This is a genomic window from Undibacterium sp. Di27W (assembly GCF_049340345.1).
In the GTDB taxonomy this organism is placed as follows: domain Bacteria; phylum Pseudomonadota; class Gammaproteobacteria; order Burkholderiales; family Burkholderiaceae_D; genus Undibacterium.
On the sequence record NZ_JBMPOS010000012.1, the window covers coordinates 170,400 to 188,394 of the forward strand.

18 protein-coding genes and 1 pseudogene are annotated in these 17,995 nt (G+C 51.6%); 9 read left to right on the forward strand and 10 right to left on the reverse strand.

The genetic code is table 11. From position 1 onward, the window contains the following. The first annotated feature begins 124 nt into the window (after positions 1-124). From ACO0LF_RS22645 to lipA, 3 genes are all read left to right on the forward strand, one after another. The gene (locus tag ACO0LF_RS22645) at positions 125-1,021 is read left to right on the forward strand and encodes a PhzF family phenazine biosynthesis protein (protein WP_423018106.1); all 897 of its coding nucleotides are present in this window, start codon (positions 125-127) and stop codon (positions 1,019-1,021) included. A 220-nt stretch (positions 1,022-1,241) separates the two neighbouring features. After that, a complete protein-coding gene (gene lipB, locus ACO0LF_RS22650; protein WP_423018108.1) occupies positions 1,242-1,907 on the forward strand; it encodes a lipoyl(octanoyl) transferase LipB in 666 nt (221 codons plus the stop codon). 22 nt (positions 1,908-1,929) lie between these two features. Then, on the forward strand, positions 1,930-2,898 hold the full coding sequence (lipA, locus tag ACO0LF_RS22655; RefSeq protein WP_423018110.1) for a lipoyl synthase: 969 nt from the start codon (positions 1,930-1,932) through the stop codon (positions 2,896-2,898). Between the two features lie 173 nt (positions 2,899-3,071). Here the strand turns inward: lipA and ACO0LF_RS22660 are convergent, their stop codons facing one another. The 4 genes from ACO0LF_RS22660 to ACO0LF_RS22675 form a co-directional block, all read right to left on the reverse strand. Further along, on the reverse strand, positions 3,072-3,413 hold the full coding sequence (locus ACO0LF_RS22660) for a hypothetical protein (RefSeq protein WP_423018112.1): 342 nt from the start codon (positions 3,411-3,413) through the stop codon (positions 3,072-3,074). Positions 3,414-3,480: 67 nt separating this feature from the next. Further along, entirely contained in the window at positions 3,481-3,708 is a 228-nt protein-coding gene (locus tag ACO0LF_RS22665; protein ID WP_423018114.1) for a helix-turn-helix domain-containing protein, read from the reverse strand. Positions 3,709-3,874: 166 nt separating this feature from the next. Further along, entirely contained in the window at positions 3,875-5,353 is a 1,479-nt protein-coding gene (locus ACO0LF_RS22670) for a serine hydrolase (RefSeq protein ID WP_423018116.1), read from the reverse strand. Positions 5,354-5,586: 233 nt separating this feature from the next. Continuing rightward, on the reverse strand, positions 5,587-7,422 hold the full coding sequence (locus tag ACO0LF_RS22675; RefSeq protein WP_423018118.1) for a beta strand repeat-containing protein: 1,836 nt from the start codon (positions 7,420-7,422) through the stop codon (positions 5,587-5,589). Here ACO0LF_RS22675 and ACO0LF_RS22680 point away from each other — a divergent pair. From ACO0LF_RS22680 to ACO0LF_RS22690, 3 genes are all read left to right on the forward strand, one after another. After that, positions 7,421-7,723, forward strand: a complete 303-nt coding sequence (locus tag ACO0LF_RS22680; RefSeq protein ID WP_423018120.1) for a hypothetical protein — start codon at positions 7,421-7,423, stop codon at positions 7,721-7,723. The genes ACO0LF_RS22675 and ACO0LF_RS22680 overlap by 2 nt on opposite strands. 304 nt (positions 7,724-8,027) lie before the next feature. Continuing rightward, positions 8,028-9,551, forward strand: a complete 1,524-nt coding sequence (locus ACO0LF_RS22685; protein ID WP_423018122.1) for an ATPase domain-containing protein — start codon at positions 8,028-8,030, stop codon at positions 9,549-9,551. Then, entirely contained in the window at positions 9,532-11,271 is a 1,740-nt protein-coding gene (locus ACO0LF_RS22690) for a response regulator (RefSeq protein WP_423018124.1), read from the forward strand. Before ACO0LF_RS22685 ends, ACO0LF_RS22690 begins: the two co-directional genes overlap by 20 nt. A 9-nt stretch (positions 11,272-11,280) precedes the next feature. Here ACO0LF_RS22690 and ACO0LF_RS22695 read toward each other — a convergent pair whose 3' ends face one another. Then, positions 11,281-12,255 (reverse strand): MBL fold metallo-hydrolase, encoded by a 975-nt coding sequence (locus tag ACO0LF_RS22695; RefSeq protein WP_423018126.1) that lies wholly within the window; start codon positions 12,253-12,255, stop codon positions 11,281-11,283. A 175-nt stretch (positions 12,256-12,430) separates the two neighbouring features. Here ACO0LF_RS22695 and ACO0LF_RS22700 point away from each other — a divergent pair, with 175 nt between their 5' ends. Beyond that, positions 12,431-13,366, forward strand: coding sequence for a LysR family transcriptional regulator (locus ACO0LF_RS22700; RefSeq protein WP_423018128.1), 936 nt, complete (start codon positions 12,431-12,433; stop codon positions 13,364-13,366). On the opposite strand, the gene ACO0LF_RS22705 is transcribed toward ACO0LF_RS22700, so the two are convergent. Further along, complete coding sequence (locus tag ACO0LF_RS22705; protein ID WP_423018130.1) at positions 13,363-13,665, reverse strand: hypothetical protein; 303 nt, start codon at positions 13,663-13,665, stop codon at positions 13,363-13,365. The two genes, ACO0LF_RS22700 and ACO0LF_RS22705, sit on opposite strands and share 4 nt — an antisense overlap. Before the next feature lie 25 nt (positions 13,666-13,690). Between ACO0LF_RS22705 and ACO0LF_RS22710 the strand changes: the two are divergent. Together ACO0LF_RS22710 and infA are read left to right on the forward strand one after the other, a co-directional pair. Then, positions 13,691-13,822 (forward strand): annotated as a pseudogene (locus ACO0LF_RS22710) (LysR family transcriptional regulator); the annotation flags it as partial. Between the two features lie 526 nt (positions 13,823-14,348). Beyond that, positions 14,349-14,612, forward strand: coding sequence for a translation initiation factor IF-1 (infA, locus tag ACO0LF_RS22715; protein ID WP_110258049.1), 264 nt, complete (start codon positions 14,349-14,351; stop codon positions 14,610-14,612). A gap of 174 nt (positions 14,613-14,786) precedes the next feature. Here infA and ACO0LF_RS22720 read toward each other — a convergent pair whose 3' ends face one another. Genes ACO0LF_RS22720 through mdcG form a run of 4 tightly spaced genes read right to left on the reverse strand, consistent with a single transcriptional unit; the run spans position 14,787 to position 17,995 of the window. After that, a complete protein-coding gene (locus ACO0LF_RS22720) occupies positions 14,787-15,419 on the reverse strand; it encodes a carboxymuconolactone decarboxylase family protein (RefSeq protein ID WP_423018132.1) in 633 nt (210 codons plus the stop codon). Positions 15,420-15,466: 47 nt separating this feature from the next. Continuing rightward, entirely contained in the window at positions 15,467-16,402 is a 936-nt protein-coding gene (locus ACO0LF_RS22725; RefSeq protein WP_423018135.1) for an ACP S-malonyltransferase, read from the reverse strand. Next, entirely contained in the window at positions 16,395-17,312 is a 918-nt protein-coding gene (gene mdcB, locus ACO0LF_RS22730) for a triphosphoribosyl-dephospho-CoA synthase MdcB (protein WP_423018137.1), read from the reverse strand. Before mdcB ends, ACO0LF_RS22725 begins: the two co-directional genes overlap by 8 nt. Beyond that, a complete protein-coding gene (mdcG, locus tag ACO0LF_RS22735) occupies positions 17,306-17,995 on the reverse strand; it encodes a malonate decarboxylase holo-[acyl-carrier-protein] synthase (protein ID WP_423018139.1) in 690 nt (229 codons plus the stop codon). The genes mdcB and mdcG overlap by 7 nt, the downstream gene beginning before the upstream one ends.

Here is a 17,995-nt window from a genome sequence, read left to right on the forward strand (position 1 = left end):
AACAATTCGGACATACGAAAAATTGCCCCAGCTGCGTTGCAGCGCCTAGTCGTACTAAAGTACTGTCGTCGTCGCTGACGCCTTGCTGGAACAATTTTCCGCATGCCCTCCAACAGGAATGGACATGGGCGAGTCAGTAGAAGTGCATATCATTCACGCATTTACCCAGCAGAACGAAGGTGGTAACCCGGCAGGCGTGGTCTTGAATGCCGACATTTACACCTCCCAGCAAAAGTTGCAAATTGCCCGCGCCGTCGGTTTGTCAGAAACCGCTTTTGTCTCAAGCTCAGACTGCGCCACCTACAAGCTGGAATTTTTTACCCCTAACCGCCAGATTGCTCATTGCGGCCATGCCACAGTAGCCACATTCTCGCTCTTGCGTGAACTGGGCAAGGTCACGGAAGGCTTGTGCAGCAAACAAACCATCGATGGCAACCGCGACATCCTCATCAAGGACGACCTGGCCTTCATGCAACAAAGCAGCCCGCGCTACCAGGCCATCTCTGCCGACGACACCGACAATCCGAATCTGTATACGCGCATACTGCAAAGCATGGGCCTGACCGAGCATGACCTGCTGCGCGACCGCCTGCCCACCATCGTCAATACTGGCAATGCCTTCCTCGCTATCCCCGTCAAGGGCCGCGAATGTCTGGCCAATATCCAGCCTGACCATGAAGAAATCGGCAATATCAGCGAAGAACTGGACCTCATCGGCTTTTACCCCTTCACCCTCGATGTACAAGACAGCAGCAACGCCGCCAGCACCCGCATGTTTGCCCCACGCTACGGCATAGGCGAAGAAGCCGCCACCGGCACCGCCGCCGGGCCGCTGGCCTGCCTGCTCTACACCCAATACAATATCCCCGGCCCCACCTTGCAGATAGAACAAGGCGTACTCATGGAACCCGCCTCTCCCAGCCTGATCAAGGTGGAGCTGGATATACAAGATGGGCAAATCCCCAGTCTCATGGTCGGTGGCCGCGCCAGGGTGGAGAAGACCATGGCTGTCAGGATTTGATAAGCGAGGTCGTCATTTCTTGTAGGTTGGGCTACGCTTTACCAGCCCAACACTGGGCCTCAACAAACGTATACGTAATTTAAGCGCCGAGTGTTGGGCTGATACAGCGCAGCCCAACCTACGACAAACCTACACCACCATAAACTTATCACGTATCCATCTAATATGGTGTTTACACAAGCAAAGACCCCGCCCCAACAAAATGTTACACTAGCAGCCTATGCAAGCTGCCCTCGCCCCCAACGTCACACCCCGCATCATCCATCGCGGTATTGAGCCTTATCAGCTCACTTTCGACGCCATGCGCGCGTTTACTGATGCCCGTGATGAGCATACGCAAAATGAATTCTGGATCGTCGAGCACCCGCCCGTGTATACCCTGGGCCTGGGCGCCGACCAGTCACATGTGCTCGCCGCCCATGACATCCCGGTGGTGCAGACCGACCGTGGCGGTGAAGTCACCTATCACGGACCCGGCCAGGTTGTGATCTACCTGTTAATAGACCTGCGCCGCAGCCACCCCAAGGCAAGATTATTCGCCCGCGAATTCGTCAACAAGATAGAACAGGCAGTCATCAACACCCTGGCAGCGTATAATCTCACTGGTGAACGCAAGGAAGGCGCGCCCGGCATCTATGTCAGCGACGGCCAGTGGCAAGGCGCCAAGGTCGCCGCCCTGGGATTGAAAGTGCGCGGCAACGGCTGCACCTATCATGGCGTATCACTGAATGTAGATATGGATTTGACACCGTTTTCCTGGATTAACCCCTGTGGCTATGCTGGTCTAGCCACCGTGGACATGAAAACCCTGGGCGTGACCGTGCCGCTAGCCCAAGTCCAGAATGTACTCGCACAGAATTTGCAAGATCTTTTGACTGCCCCCTGATTTTTCGACATCGCTTCATACCATGACAACCGAAAACACACCCGTCGCCACCGCCGCTTACGATCCCACCGAAAAACAAAAAGGGGCAAGCAAGACTGCGCGCATCCCCATCAAGATTATCCCGATGGAAAGATTGCCCAAGCCAGACTGGATACGCGTCAAGGCCGGTTCACCGACCACCCGCTTTTATGAAATCAAGGACATCCTGCGCGCCAACAAACTGGTGACAGTCTGCGAAGAAGCTTCCTGCCCCAACATAGGTGAATGCTTTGGCAAAGGCACGGCCACCTTCATGATCATGGGCGACAAATGCACCCGCCGCTGCCCATTCTGTGACGTCGGCCATGGCCGCCCGGACCCGCTCGATGTCGATGAGCCAGCCAACCTGGCAAAAACCATCGCGGCCTTGAAGCTCAGCTACGTCGTCATCACCTCAGTAGACCGCGATGACTTGCGCGACGGCGGTGCCGCCCACTTTGCCGAATGCATTACCCGCGTGCGCGAATTGTCCCCGATGACACGCATAGAAATCCTGACACCGGATTTCCGTGGCCGCATGGACCGCGCGCTGGAAATTCTCAACATGGCACCACCAGATGTCATGAACCACAACCTCGAAACCGCCCCGCGCCTGTACAAAGAAGCGCGCCCGGGTTCTGACTATGAATATTCCCTGAACCTGCTGAAACGCTTCAAGGAACAACACCCGAATACCCCCACCAAATCCGGCATCATGGTAGGCCTCGGTGAAACCGATGAAGAAGTCCTGCAAGTCATGCGCGACATGCGCGCCCACAATGTCGACATGCTGACCATAGGCCAGTACCTGGCACCAAGTGGCCACCACTTGCCAGTACGCCGCTATGTCCACCCTGACGTCTTCAAGATGTATGAAGAAGAAGCCTACAAAATGGGCTTTGCTCATGCAGCCGTTGGTGCAATGGTGCGATCCAGCTACCATGCAGATCAGCAGGCGCATGGGATAGGCTGAAATAAAAATTCATCCTTGGCAAAGGGTGAATAACTCTGACGGATTGACTGGTTCGACAAAATAAATTTCTCGAACCGGTCAAGCTGCCACTGCTGCCACAACTGCATCTTCACTTGCTCTCTCAAAATGCAAGAAAGTTGTTTCCCCGAAGAACAGGCAAGTAAATATAATTTCTAGGGATTTTTAGCCTGCGATTTAAAAGTCGAAGCATGTTTGGAATGCGCCGCAACTGGTTCCCCGGCTTCATTGAGCCTGATACTTATCTGATGTCCTTTTATCGTTTGCCAGTAGATATTTCCATCCTGAGACAAAGCTACTTTTTTCCACTCCCCGTCTTGCCCTAGCTTTTGAAATTCACCTTCAGCAGTCAGCCTGAACTGTATCACCGTGTTTTCGTATTTTGTCGTAAACACCCATGGAGATCCTTCGACCAGTTTTTTTACAAGAGCAGGCTGCTCTTCTGCAAACCCGCTCAGTGAAACCAGGAACAGCAAAACTGCAAACAGAGATTTCATAGTACATTCCTTTCGCATGTATCGAATTAACTGATTCAAGATTGTTCGTCCAGAAAACTCGCTTATTTTATCGTAGCCGATGACACGACATCCCGCAAATCTGCGCCGGACTCGAACTCAGTACACAGCGCATGTTGCGGGCCAGGTGGCTGGAGTGGATAAAGCCTGTTTCAAGGGCAATGTCTGTCATGCTCTGCTTGCCTTCCATCATGAGCTGGCGTGCGCGTTGCAAGCATGGCTCCATGACATAACGATGCACAGGCGTGACTGCAAGGCACCCACAATCACGTGGCATACGCGTGGTACCAGAAGGGAAGCTGTTTTTTCAGGAAGAGTATCCAGATGTGATTGCAGAAGAAGCCCGCCGTTCGTGGAAAGTGTGACAGGCATATCAAGCAGCATGATGGTGTTGACAGCTAATCCAGGCTAGCTGTCAACAGATGGGGATATTTACTTCTCACTTACTTTCCACCCAAGGCCGCTATCCGCTCCGCAGCATGTCTATTCTGCGCATCCAGCCCCAGCGACAAATGGTAATGCTTCAAGGCAGCCAGCTTATCTCCTTGAAACTCATACACCTCCGCCAGGCTGTCATGCAGGTTCGCGCTATTGGGATAGACCTGTACCCCAAGGCCAAACACCGTCACCGCCTGATCAGCCATCTTCTTGCTCAGCAAGCGATAACCCCAGGAATTGAAATCATCTTCAGACGGATCGGGCAAACCCTGGGTCGTCTTGATCTTGTTCAATTTCACCGCCAGCCCAGCGTAGCCATCCTGCGCAATCTGTTCACGCAAAAGATGTGCAGCATAAGCGCCGCCATGCGCTTTTCTCAAGCCCGGCAAATAAAAACCTGCAATATCATCGATCATGCCCTGCGGATCAGCGCCCGCCAGATTGGTCAATGTGACGATGGCAAGATCCTGGCTGGGGTACACATAGAACGCCGAACGCGCACCACCCACCCCAGCCACCGCAGCATACTCACCCTGACGCATCACTGGCCAACCCAGCGCCCAGGCAGTTGGCTTCCCATTGTTGAAAGTACCCGGCGTCCAGAGCTGCTTCAAACCCGCGGCAGAAATCAGTTTGCCCTGTTGCAGCGCGATGAGCCAGTTGGCCACATCCCCGGCACTGCTATTCATGCCCGCACCCGTGCGCAAGAATGGCGGGTAGGTCTCAACGATATGCCTCAAGCTGCCACCCGGTTCTTCATACCTGTAGGACACCGCCTTGTGCGGTATCACATCACGTGACTCACCAAAGCCCACGCTGCGCATATCTGCAACGTCAAATTGTCGCTTCTGGAAAAACGTTATAAACGGCATGCCACTCAAACGGTCTATGATCTTGCCCAGCAAAATATAATTGGTCTGGTTGTAGCGATAGCGCTCACCTGTTTTGAATTCCATAGGCCAGGTCTGTATCGCAGCCCATGCCGCATCCACCTCTTGAGGCGTCGCCAGCGACGGTATCTTGCTGCTGACAATGTCAGGGATACCCGAGGTATGTGTGAGCAACTGCCGCACAGTCACCGCCTGCCAGGTCAGCGGTAGACCATCCAGATAACGCGACACCGGAGCAGATAAATCCAGCTTGCCCTCTTCCACCAGCTGCATGATGGCCACACCAGTAAATGACTTGGTCGCAGAATTGATGGAAAACACATTCTGGTTGTTCACCGCCACTGCATTGGGAATCTCCGCCAGCCCATACGACTTCAACAAAACAATCTTGCCACCTTTAACGACAGCCAGTTGCATGCCAGGAATGCGACGTTCCTGCATTTCGCTTTTTATATAGCGGTCAATTTGTTGTTTGATTTCTGTGTCCGAGAACTGATTTTGTGCAGCAACGCCATTCGCATTTTCGGCATAACTAGAGGCTGTCGCTCCTGTCAAACTGCAAACGATGTAAAGCGATGCAATCAGTTTTGTCATTTCAATCTGCTTTCAAAAGAAAAATGCAACTGAGGCATTGAAGCAGCAGTCGGTGAATTGAATAGGGAAGTAAAATCTCTGCTATCTAGAGATCAAATTTTGAGAGATCAAATTGCATCAATATTTTTTGCAAAGACAGTTGTTCGACCAAGGCACAATGAAATAGTTCTATGTGCCTGTCGAATCTGCGAACATCATCAGCAAAAACTGGAGGATGCGAAAGGACCCGGTAATCAGAGGCCCATCAAGTCGCCAGCAACGATCGTACCTGCACCAACCAGTTTGACGATCATGTCTATGCCCGTCACTGCCGCCGATTGATTGATGTGCTCATAAACATAAGTGCCTGCAGCTGCACCAGCAGTGACGTTAACAATGAATGCCTTGTTGTCACCCGCTGTCAACAAACCTGCACCAGCCTGAATATTACCGGCCAGGCTGGCAAGGTCTGAAGAAGCAATGTTTATCGTACTCAAGGAACTTGCCGTATTACCCCAATGTATTTTGTCTGTGCCTGAGGCTTTGAAATTGGTAATCGTCGTCAGCCCGGTCGTGATGGTTCCTATCCTGATGCCACCACCAGTGTTCAAGGTGATGTCATCATTTCCGTTTCCAGTAGCTGACAGGTTGATATTCGTGTTACTTGATCCACCAGCCGACATCATCGTGTTGCCTGTTGCTGCTGCATTATAGGTAAAGCTGCCTTGCCCAGAAGCGAATATAAATGCGTTGACGCCATTGACTGCATTAATGGTGGTGGTATGACTTGCGTTGGTGGAGATGCTTGCCATGCCAGTCCCACCTATCGTGACGTTGACCGCGCCTGCTCCGCTCCCCTCTACCACGCCAACCAGGCTTTGTCCTGAAGTGATGACATTCAAGTTACCGGTCAAACCACCATCGAAGATATGTATATTTTTTTCACCTGCACCTGTTACTGTGAAATTGCCCGTACCCGCCAAAGTATCAGCATGGTAATTCGCAGCACTTGCATCAATTGTCGTGGTAACCGAGCTGGTAATTGTATGGTCATTGGTCGTATCAATCACCTTCAAAGAACCGCCACTCCCATTGGCTGTAATTGACCCTGTCGTTCCGCCTGCCACGGTATAGTTGGCAACCCCACTCAGAGTAAGTGCTACGGTTGAAGCTTGATTCACCATTATTTTTTGCGGCGTCGTCACATTCAAGGTCGCGCTAGCCTCAGCTTGCTGGATCGTCAATGCTGAAGCAGGGCTTAGTGTCAGCAGCTCGCCAGCACCAGCAAACAGTTTGATGGTACTAACACCATTCAAGGCGGCAGCTGTCAGTGTTGCCTTACCGGCGTCGGTGAAGTTAATGTTCGCTCCTCCGCTGGCATTTGCTGCATTGATGGTCAGGCCTGCCGCGTTGGCATTGCTGGTATTGACCGTCAAGGTGCCTGAAGTCAGCGTTACCTGGTTCACTGTTTGATTTATTCCGCCAATCACGACAGTGTCACTACCAACGGTATTGTAGAAGTTGATGGTTTGTGCGCCTGCGCCCAGGGCGATGGTGTCGCCACCCGTCGTTTTATAATTATTATTGATGGCAGTAGCCAGGCCGTTTGTGGCAATAGTACTTGTCGACGTATCGACCACTGCTGCCAGCCAGGTCTTCACAAAGCTGTATGATCCATTTGCTGTATTGTATGCAGCCTGAGCCTGAGCATTATTAGTCATCGAAGCGGTAAATGCAGTGGCCGCTGTATTTTTTGCCTGCACCGCGCTTAAATCAGAACCTATTGCACCACCCAGAATAGCAATCGCCGCTGCACCTATGCTGACAGCACCACTATCAATCTGGCCTACCCAGTAAGCCAGTCCGGCAGAGTCAGCAGCATGATTGAACAGGTTGCCATACAAGGCATTGACGGTTTGCCTGCTTGTATAAGATGAAAAAGAATTCGCGTATTCTGTTTGTTGAGAAAAACTCTGTGCAATCTGTAAAAGGCTGAATGGCGTGGTTTGCCAGTAAGCCAGGCCCGCGACATCTGCCGGGCGATTGAAATAAGCGATGTAGAGGTTTTGGATATCGCTAGCTGTTGCCATGAAAGATGCCTTGAAAGATGGGAATGAAAGAATAATGGTTTTCTACGCACTACAGCTATGTACCTGCGCAAGAAAACACATAGCTTGTACTGCGCTGGCGCAAATAAAAAAGTCGCGCAAATTCTCTCAAACTTCAAGTACAAAGTACATGGCCCTGGCCACTATTCTTTGTCCCAGAACAAAAATAAAAACTGGTGACTGCAATCATTTCCTAACCGCAATGCCAGGCGTGCATGCTTTGATGAGATACCTGGCCGCAGGTTCAGGTAGCGCTGGCCACGACTCCAAACAGAAAGCCTGACTTAAGCTTGCCACCTTGGGTCCCAGCTACCGGCGAAGCAAATATCAAGAACAATATAGCGACAGGCATATTGTCAATTCATGGTGATTTATGCTTTACTTTCAATAAAGCCCTTACCTGGCCTTTGTCATGGAGAAAACTGGCTGTTCTATGTATGTTTGCGTACATACGGCATCCCAGTAAAGAATTACAATAAATCGTGGACATAGCTGTCAGCGAACGCTTCCCGGCAGAACCTGGTGTGGATTGACCCTATTTCATACGACGCCTTGCTCTACTTTTACGCCTAAAGCGCTGACACTTTATGACAGAAACCTCTATCTCACGTGATAACCACAAAGCAACGACGCCAACGCCACGCATTTCCACTGGTGTTGCGGGGCTGGATGATATCCTTTGCGGCGGTCTGACGGCGCAGCGTGTCTATCTGGTGGAAGGCTCACCTGGCACAGGCAAGACCACGCTGGGTATGCAGTTCTTGCTGGAAGGGGTGGCCCAGGGCCAACGCGGCTTGTATATTACGCTCTCAGAAACGAAAGATGAGCTGGAGGCGGTTGCGCAAAGTCATGGCTGGGATATCAGCAAAATCACGATATTTGAGCTGGCCAATGATAATTCTCTGCACCCGGATGCGCAGCAATCGATATTCCATCCATCTGAAGTTGAGCTAGGTGAAACCACCAAGTCCGTCATGGACCGCGTCAATGAACTCAAGCCCTTGCGCGTGGTGTTTGACAGTCTCTCAGAAATGCGCTTGCTGGCGCAAAATCCCTTGCGTTATCGCAGGCAGATCCTGGCGCTGAAACAGTTTTTTGCGCTGCGTGATTGCACGGTGTTGCTGCTCGATGACAAGTCAAATAGCCCGGATCAACAATTGCACAGCATTGCCCATGGCGTTATTAGCCTGGAACAGATTGCGCAAGAATTTGGCAAGGAGCGGCGTCGTGTCAATATCATCAAGATGCGCGGTATCAAGTTCCGTGGTGGTTATCATGACTATACCCTCGAAACTGGTGGGCTGAAGATATTTCCACGCCTGGTGGCAGCTGAACATTATCGGGAATTTGAAGCCCGCATCAGCTCTACCGGATTGCCCAGTTTTGATCAATTGCTGGGTGGTGGTCTGGTCGCTGGTACCAATTCTCTGATTGTCGGGCCATCTGGCATAGGCAAGACGACTGTCTCTGTGCGCTGCTTGCTGACCGCACTTGAACGCGGAGAAAAAGCCTCTTTTTACCTGTTTGATGAAGGACTGGGGACTTTCTTTGCCCGCTCTGCTTCACTGGGGATGGACGTGCGGCCCTATGTTGAAAATGGCCAACTGGCGATACAGCATATAGACCCAGCGGAACTAGCGCCTGGTGAATTTGCGCAAAAACTGCGTGACGCAGTTGAAATACACGGCGTAAAGTTCATCGTCATCGACAGTTTGAATGCTTATTTACAGGCGATGCCCGGCGAGCACTTCCTGACCTTGCAGATGCACGAGTTGCTGTCTTACCTGAACCAGCAAGGCGTGACTACGGTGCTGGTATTGGGCCAGCATGGTTTGATAGGCGAAGTGCGTACTGATGTTGATCTCAGCTATTTGAGCGACACCACTGTATTGCTGCGCTTCTTTGAGTCAAATGGCCGGTTACGCCGCGCCATTACCGTCATCAAGAGCAGGACCAGCAACCATTTACTGACTATCCACGAACTGCAATTAGCCGCCGGTGGCATTATTATCGGTGATGCGCTGGAAGGATTTGAAGGTGTCTTGACTGGCTTACCCACCTATCGCGGCACGACCCCAATGCTGGTGGAAGATGCTGATGAAGAGCGCTAACAATGCATTCGATGAGCGTATCCTGGTTCTGGCACCCCATGGCAGGGATGCTGAGGTCATCTATCAATTCCTGATACGCAGTGGTTTTGCATGCGGCGCAGTGTCGCATTTTGATGTCATGGTTGCCGAGCTATCGCTTGGTGCTGGTGCCTGCGTGATTGCCGAAGAGACCTTGCAAGATTCCAGTGTGATGCAGCTTATTACCTGGCTCAACGCACAGGAACCCTGGTCAGATTTTCCTTTCGTCGTCCTCATTTCAAAAGGGGGCAGCGCTGCAACTACGGCAGCCATTGCGGCCAGGAGCATACTCGACCAGCTAGGCAATATCGTTTTGCTGGAGCGGCCCCTGAATTCAGAAACTCTGCGTAGTGCAGCGGCCTCTGCCTTGCGGGGACGCCGTCGCCAATACGAGACACGCAAGATCCTGCAAGACAGGATGCTGGCAACTGAAAAATTGCGCGATAGCCAGGCCCAGCTTTTGCAATTGAATGAAACCCTGGAGTCACGCATAGAAGAGCGCACCCGCGCACTGGCACAAGCCAATGACAGGCTGATGAATGAAGTCATGGAAAGGGAAAGGGTGCAGCAGGCCATGGTGCAGTTCCAGAAAATGGAAGCCATGGGCCGCCTGACTGGTGGTATTGCGCATGACTTCAACAACTTGCTCAATGTGATACAGGGCAGCATGGATTTGATCTTGTTATTGTCCAAGGATGACATCGCAAGGCGCAAGGCTGAAGTGGCCAGACGGGCATGCGAACGCGGTGGCAAACTGACTGGGCAGTTGCTGGCTTATTCGCGTAATCAAAGACTGGACTTGCGTTCGACCGATGTACTCACGCTGTTCGAGGGTGTACGGGAGTTGATGAAGACATCGGTGGGTTCGCTGATCGAGCTGGACTTTGAAATAGAAGATAAGCTGGAATTTGTCATGGCTGACAAAAACCAGATAGAAATGGCCTTGCTGAATCTGGCCATCAATGCTCGCGATGCCATGCCCACAGGCGGCAAGCTGGAGGTCAGGGCTTGTAAGGCCGTGCCACCGGAAGGTTTGCTCCCACCCGGCGCTTATGCCTGCATCTCGGTCAAAGATACTGGGCATGGGATAGCACCAAACATCTTGGCAAAAGTGTTTGAACCATTTTTCACAACCAAGGGTGTGGGCAAGGGAACAGGTCTGGGCTTGAGCCAGGTATATGGCATGGCTCAACAATCTGGAGGCACTGCAAGGGCGCTCAGTGAAATGGGCGTAGGAACCACAATAGAAATATGGCTCAAGTCAGCAGAAGATTTTTCTGAGCTGGATAAACAGGGCAGCATTCCGGTATTGAGAATGGTGACTGCAGGAACCCGTATACTGGTGGTGGAAGATGACGATTCAGTCCGGCAATCGATGGTGGAGTCATTGCAGGCCCTGGGTTATGTAGTCAGCCAGGCAGCAGATGGTGAAGCGGGCTTGCGCGAACTCAGGCGCGAAAAACCCGACCTGATGATCACCGATTATCTGATGCCAGGTATGACAGGAGCCAAGCTGGTAGATATCGCCAACCAGGAATTTCCTGGCCTGCCGATGATTATTGCGACTGGTTATGCAGATATGGAAGCGATAGACCAGGTCATAGAAGGCAACGCCATCTTGCGCAAACCTTTTCAACTGGTCGAACTCGCTACCAGTGTGGATCAGGCCTTGAGACGCGCTACCGAACATCCCCAGGCCTGAAGCAATTTATCAAGGCATCAAGCTGAAATTCACAGGCACCCACTGATAGCTGGCACCATGCTTTTTCAAACGCCCCATGCCCGGGAACTGTATGTGTGAGGCAGCAATGATCACACCATCTTTTGCTGCCTGGCTAAATATTTTCTGGCGCATGGCTGAAGCTTCCTTGGCATGGCTATCAAAAGTCACCGTCACTTCTGGCTGGGCTAGTTGCACGGCAGCGACGTGGATCAGGTCACCGACCACCAGCATTTTTTCACCCTGGCTTTCCAGTAAATAAGAGGTGTGGCCCGCCGTGTGTCCCTGCGTGGACTGGGCAGTCAGGCCAGGCAATAATTCACCATCTGCACTAAAGGTTTGCAGCTTGCCGGCGGCTTTGTAAGGGTTGAGCGAAGTCATTGCTCCCTGAAAGAAAGGCTTGCCATCGGCTGGTGCCTGCTCCAGGTTTTTTTGGCTCAGCCAGTAATCTGCTTCTACCTGATGCACATGGATCGTGGCATTGTTGAAAGCCATGGCACCATTGATCATCAAGCCACCTACATGGTCAGGATGCAAATGAGTCAGATAGATATCATCTATCTGCGCCGCTTCATACCCTGATGCCTTGAGATTGGCAATGAGTTTGCCCAGGCTGGGGCCAAACAGGCTGCCCGTGCCTGCATCTATCAAGATCAATTTGTTGCCCGTGTTGACCAGATAGGCATTCACTGAGGTTTCCAGCGGTGCCTGCAAAAATGACTTTGCCAGTACCTCTTTGGTTTTTTGCTCAGGCTCCATCAATATTTTTTCTACTGGCAGTTTGACGGTGCCATCGCTGAGTGCTGTCACTTCAAATGCGCCCAGCATAGTGCGGTAATACGCGGGGGCAGAGGTTTTTACCATGGGTGCTGCTGCATAGGCTGCGCCGCTGCTCATGCCGACTGCACCGGCGATGGACAGGTATAAAGCGGCACGGGCTAGTTGATGTAAAGTGTTCTTGATCATATTCTCTTCCTTGGGCTATTCGCCAGTATTGCTGGCTACTGAGTTGGCTACTGAGTTAACTACTGAATGTTGACTTGTTGTTGATGGAAGAGATTCTATTTCTTTGCAAAAATCAGTACAATCATCCATTTTGCAAATTATCTTTGCGATTTTCGCAAAACAGCCAGGGACCAGCATGTTCGATGCAATACAGGTTTTTTTGGAAGTACATGAAGCGGGCAGCCTGTCTGCCGTGGCGAAAAAACATGATGTAGCCGTGTCATCCATCTCCCGCAAGATAGATGCGCTCGAAGCCGAGCTGGGTATCAAATTATTTCATCGTAGTTCACGGCGCTTGTTGCTGACCGATACAGGTGAGCAGTTTTTACCAAGAGCAAAAAACATCGCCGCAGAACTGGCAGATGCCAGGCAAGCCATGTCAGCATTGAATGCCGACCCGCGTGGTTTGCTGACCGTGACTGCGCCCTCCGCCTTTGGCAGGCGGCATATTGCCCCGGCTGTGGCCAGCTTTCTGAATCGCTATCCCTTGATGGAAGTGGATTTGCATGTCAGCGATGACATCGTTGATCTGTCCACACGCAGGGTCGATGTCGCAGTGCGCATAGGCGTGCTGCCAGACAGCGATCTGGTGGCGACGACGCTGGCACCTTTGCACAGGCTGACCTGCGCCAGCCCGGCTTATCTGACGCGCCATGGCAGGCCAGCCACGCCGCAAGACTTGCTCCAGCATAATTGTCTGACGATAGCGACACCGCCTATACCATCAGGTTGGTGGTGTTACCCCGGCGTGAATCGTGAAACCAGTTTGCCGATACGCGGCAGCCTGCGTTCTGACGATACCGAGTCCTTGCTGCAGGCGGCACTGGCAGGCATAGGCATCGTTCACCTGGCCAGCTGGATGGTCTGTGATGCGCTGGAGGCCGGGCAATTGATTTCGCTCTTCCCTGACGCCAACAACACGCACGCAAAGATACGGCCAGGCATACACGCAGTGCGCATGCCTGGCCGTTCACATGCAGCAAAGGCGCAATTGTTTATCGCCCATCTGCGCAGCACATTTGGTGAACAGCCTTATTGGGACAGGGTACTCGGTAAGTCCATCAAATGTTAATAGGCCCAGGTCCTGATACCGATGATGCCGTAATAAGCCAGATACACCACCATCAGGCCATGCAGCAAAGACAGTGCATAAGCATGCCAGTACACGCTTACTTGCGCTTGCTGTCTGATCTGGCGGATAGCCAGCCACAAACAGCAGACCGACACTGCGGCATAGGCCAGGCTGCATATCATGGTGGTGACTGAAGTCGCCGATACCTGTCCCCGGTCGGCATACCCTTCACCAAATATAGCGCCAGAAAATTTTGCCAGGATAAGCAGGAAGGTGGCCAGCATGGGCAATACGATCATGCTGGATATGGTGGAGCAGCATGTGAAAGAAGGCCGCCTGATACAGGTGCTGCAGGACTGGTGCCCGGTCTTTCCTGGTTATCACCTGTATTACCCCAGCCGCCGCCATTCTTCACCAGCCTTTAATCTGGTGGTGGAAGCCTTGAGGCATCGCTGATCGGCAAGACACATATCTACTCTAAAAATCTATTTGTGTTTGAAATTGATCGATACATGTGAAATTGATTTGCCTCAATGACAGCGGATTGTGGCCTGACAGAGCATTTTGGCAATAAAAAGACAGCATTTTCTCAATTTCTCTGGTGATTTATCGCCAAATCGCGGGGGAAGTATGGTATTCAGGGTATAATCCTATTGCAAAAGAATTCTTATCTTCTGGTAAATTGCTGTATTCCTGCGCTGTAATTCTGAAATAAGCATCTCCAGTAACAAGCTGCTGAGAACTTCTGTATTACCTACTGGCCTTTAGCGCATTCTTCTCGCTGGTACCCAAGCACTGTGTTGATGTGATGGCAAAACCATCGGTGCACAGCCTCTTTCAACACTCACGCCCTTGCGCCTTTAGCTTCAGGCAATCAGAAGTGAGTTAACCGTAATTCCTTGCAGATGATTATGTGATCGTCTGCCATTAGTGACGCAGTCTGTGTACAGGCGTCACGACCTACTATAAAGATGATAAAACCATGGCAAAAGAAGAACTGTTGGAAATGAGTGGTCAAGTTGAAGAAGTGCTGCCCGATTCACGTTTTCGTGTGAATCTGGAAAACGGTCACAAACTGATCGCTTACACGTCCGGCAAAATGCGTCAGCATCACATACGCATACTCGCCGGTGACAAGGTGACACTGGAATTGTCTCCTTATGATTTGAGCAAGGGCAGAATCACATTCCGCCATATTGAAACACGCGGACCATCAGGCGGTGGTCAGCAGCGTCGTCGTTACTGATCGCGGCTATAGTAGCTATAGTAGCTGTAGCAAATACAGCAGATGTAAAAAAATGGGGCATTGGCCCCATTTTTTTATCTCGAGAAAAGTCCTGGGGTGCAGGCCACATCTCTGATCTTTTCAACCGCTGGCAAAACTTGTAAAGCCTTGCCAGCGGTTGAAGACAATTCAAAATCACTCAGGAAAACGCAACAGCTTCTTGCCATCTTTAGGCACTTGATATTGCGCCACATTCATCTGCATTGCCAACAAGGTGTAATAGGCATTGATGCCGGTCAGATCTACGATCCCTTTTTTACCAAAACGTTTTTCTGCACGTTCATAAGTGTGGTCGGAGACGCGTTTGTTCTTGTGTAATTCCATCGAAAAATCATAGACGATTTCTTCATCGTCTGTCATGCCGGTCGGGCGTCTGCCATCGGCAATTGCGGCCGTCACTTCTGGCTTGATGCCTGCCTTGAGTGCAATGGGATGATGCACATACCATTCATAGTCTTGTGACCATTCACGTGCGGTGATCAGTATCACCAGTTCACTGAGAGTAGTGCCCAGGGCTGATTGATAACGCAGATAATCCCCCATGGCACGCGCCTGGCTCATGACTTGCGGGCTGTGCATCAAAGGCTCGAAGGGGCCAAAGACAGGCACCTTGCGCGTTGCCAGGAATTCTTCCGCGGCTTTCTTTTGTTCTTCGGTGTATTGCGATGGCGGTATCGTAGGAAGGCGTTCGGCAGCCTGTGCCAGGGTGTTGATGGTCATGGTGAGTATGATAGGAATGAAAATATTGCTCAGTGTAATACGTTTCATGATGGCTCCTGTATGTGCTGCTTTGTGTTGCTTTCGGCTAGTGAAAATCAACTCTCGTTCTGGCGTTGCACCCAATTGACGATTCCTTCAAGGCTGCGGAAGTCTGCGATAGAGCGACAGGCAATTTGCGGATGACGAACCTGCAGCATTTTGGATAGCGCCGAACCTGGGCCCAGTTCCAGCGCATGGCTGATGCCGTTTTCAGCCAGTGCATCCATGCAGGCATGCCATTGTATGGCCTGCGTCAGTTGTGCCAGCAAGCTGCTGCGTATATTTTCTGCTTGCATGATTTTTTCAGCGTTGATACCGGCCAGTACGGGGATGTCGGTTTCGCGCATAGACGTGTCAATCAGCGCTTGTGCAAAGCCAGACGTAGCCGCCAGCATCAACGGGGTATGTGAAGCGATGTGCACAGCTATTTCTGTATGCGAAATATCGTGTCCAGGCAGGCTGGCTATTTCAGGCATTGCTGCCCTGATCTTGTCTGCCAGACCAGCGATGATGGCCTTGTTGTCAGCAGTGACGATGGCAACGTGCAGATCATGACTGGCTGCGAATTGCTGTATATCGCTGATGGCGACACCAGATACTGCCAGCATGCCCTGCGGTGCATGTACGCAAGCCTGCATCAAGCTGGCGCGGGTGGTGGCGAGCTTCACTGCTGCTTGCACATCCAGACTGCCACTGATTGCATGCGCAGAAATTTCGCCTACGCTGTATCCGGCGATCAAAACTGGCGTCGGCAAATGATCCCGCAATGCCTGCCAGTTGCCCAGCGTAGCTGCGACGATCAAAGGCTGGGCGTAGCGATTTTCAAATAACAGATCAGGCGATGAAAGTGCATCTGCGAGTGTATGTTTTTCTATCTGATGGTTCAAGACCTTGTGCACAAAACTAAGCGCCTGCGCATCCTGCTTAGCCAGTGCAAACATATCCGCAGACTGCGCGCCCTGCCCCGGACAAAGCAGGGCGAACTTATTCATGTATCCTCGGCGCAGAAAATTCTTCCAGGCACAGATGCACAAAGCAAGTGGCTGCCAGCATGTCTGCAGCGCCGCCAGGTGACAATCTGCGTGCGATGAATTCTTGATGGCATTTTTCTACCTTACGCAGCCATTGCGGATTAGTTGTGCCACCCTGCCCCATGAATTTTTGTGCGGCATTCCTGGCATAGGCTATGCCTGCCTCGCCGCCCCGGTGATACAAGTTGGTGTCGCTGATATGCGCCATCAGCGTGAAGAAACAATCTATCTGGGCCAGATACAGGCTGCGGTCTTCTCGCAGGCTTTGCTGCAAACGTGGCAGTGCAAGTTCAAAGATGGAGGGAAAACCCAATGCTGCTTCCTCCCTTGCACCACTGGCAGAATAGAGTTTTGCGGCCTGTAAACCATGACTCAGATATTGCACATCTTCAGTGCAGCTATGCACAAGCAAAGCCTGACCCCATTGCGAGATCAGTACTTGTCGCAAAGTCGCAGTGGTCAATACATCGCCACGTGACAAACAATATCCTGCTGCCGCACTAAGCATACCCAAAGCAAAAATAGCACCTCTATGCGTATTGATACCCCTGGTCGCTTTCAACATGCGCTGTTCTGCTGCGATACCCAAATTTTTTAGTATGTAAAATTCAGCACCAGCAGCACCAGCAAGCGCAATGTCTTTGAAATAATGACGCAGCGAAAACAGGCTGCGCATGAAGCAGGCAGCATCCATATCTGTATGGCTGCCATTGTCACGCAGAGATACCAGGCCGGGTTTGGGATACAAGACCAGCTCGGCATACAGGCTGCGTATGGCGAATATGGCAATCTGCTGCGCAATCTGTTTTCTTCGGATCGAAATTATTGGTGCCTGAACTGAACACCGTTCAACATACTCCTGACCTAGCATGGCAGCTCGCCTTCAGACAAGAGATCAAGCAAGCTTTGTCGCGTACGCAGGCTGACACCATGCATGTCTTTGACCATCACTCTTTGCTGATTAAAATCATGTCCAGCATAGGCGGGCTGTATCCATTCTTTCCACGCCACTGCAGCCTCACCGGGAAAAATAATCTCGCCATCAATCGGCAAGTTTTGCAGCTCTTGCAGCAAGGCCAGGCCAGCGCGCAATTGTGCCTGATGATAAGGCCGGAACAGGATATCGATATCTGAAGTCGCATTCAAATAATCTTGCCCCGTCAAAAACTGCATGGCGACCGAGCCATACACGCGCAGCTTGATACCCGCCATCAATGCCTGCTGGTGCAAGCTTTGCAAACCTGCCTGCCAGGCAGGTGGAACAATCACGGTGACCGTATGCAAGGACAAGGCAGATTGATGGATGGCGATATGTTCAGTCTTCACCCTGGCAGCAAAGCGCGGCTTGTTGCCATTCTGAGGTGGTAGCGGGAAACCTATACAAACTTCATCTTCTGCGGTATCAGGATGGCGACGCGTGACTACCGCTGGCCATTCTTCCTGCTGCCACTGCCTGAGCAAATCCGGTGCGCCAAAAGACTGCAAGACAGCAAGCCAGGCTTCATCAGCAAGCCAGACCAGATCATGTCTTTGGTATTGCGCGATGCTCTCCAT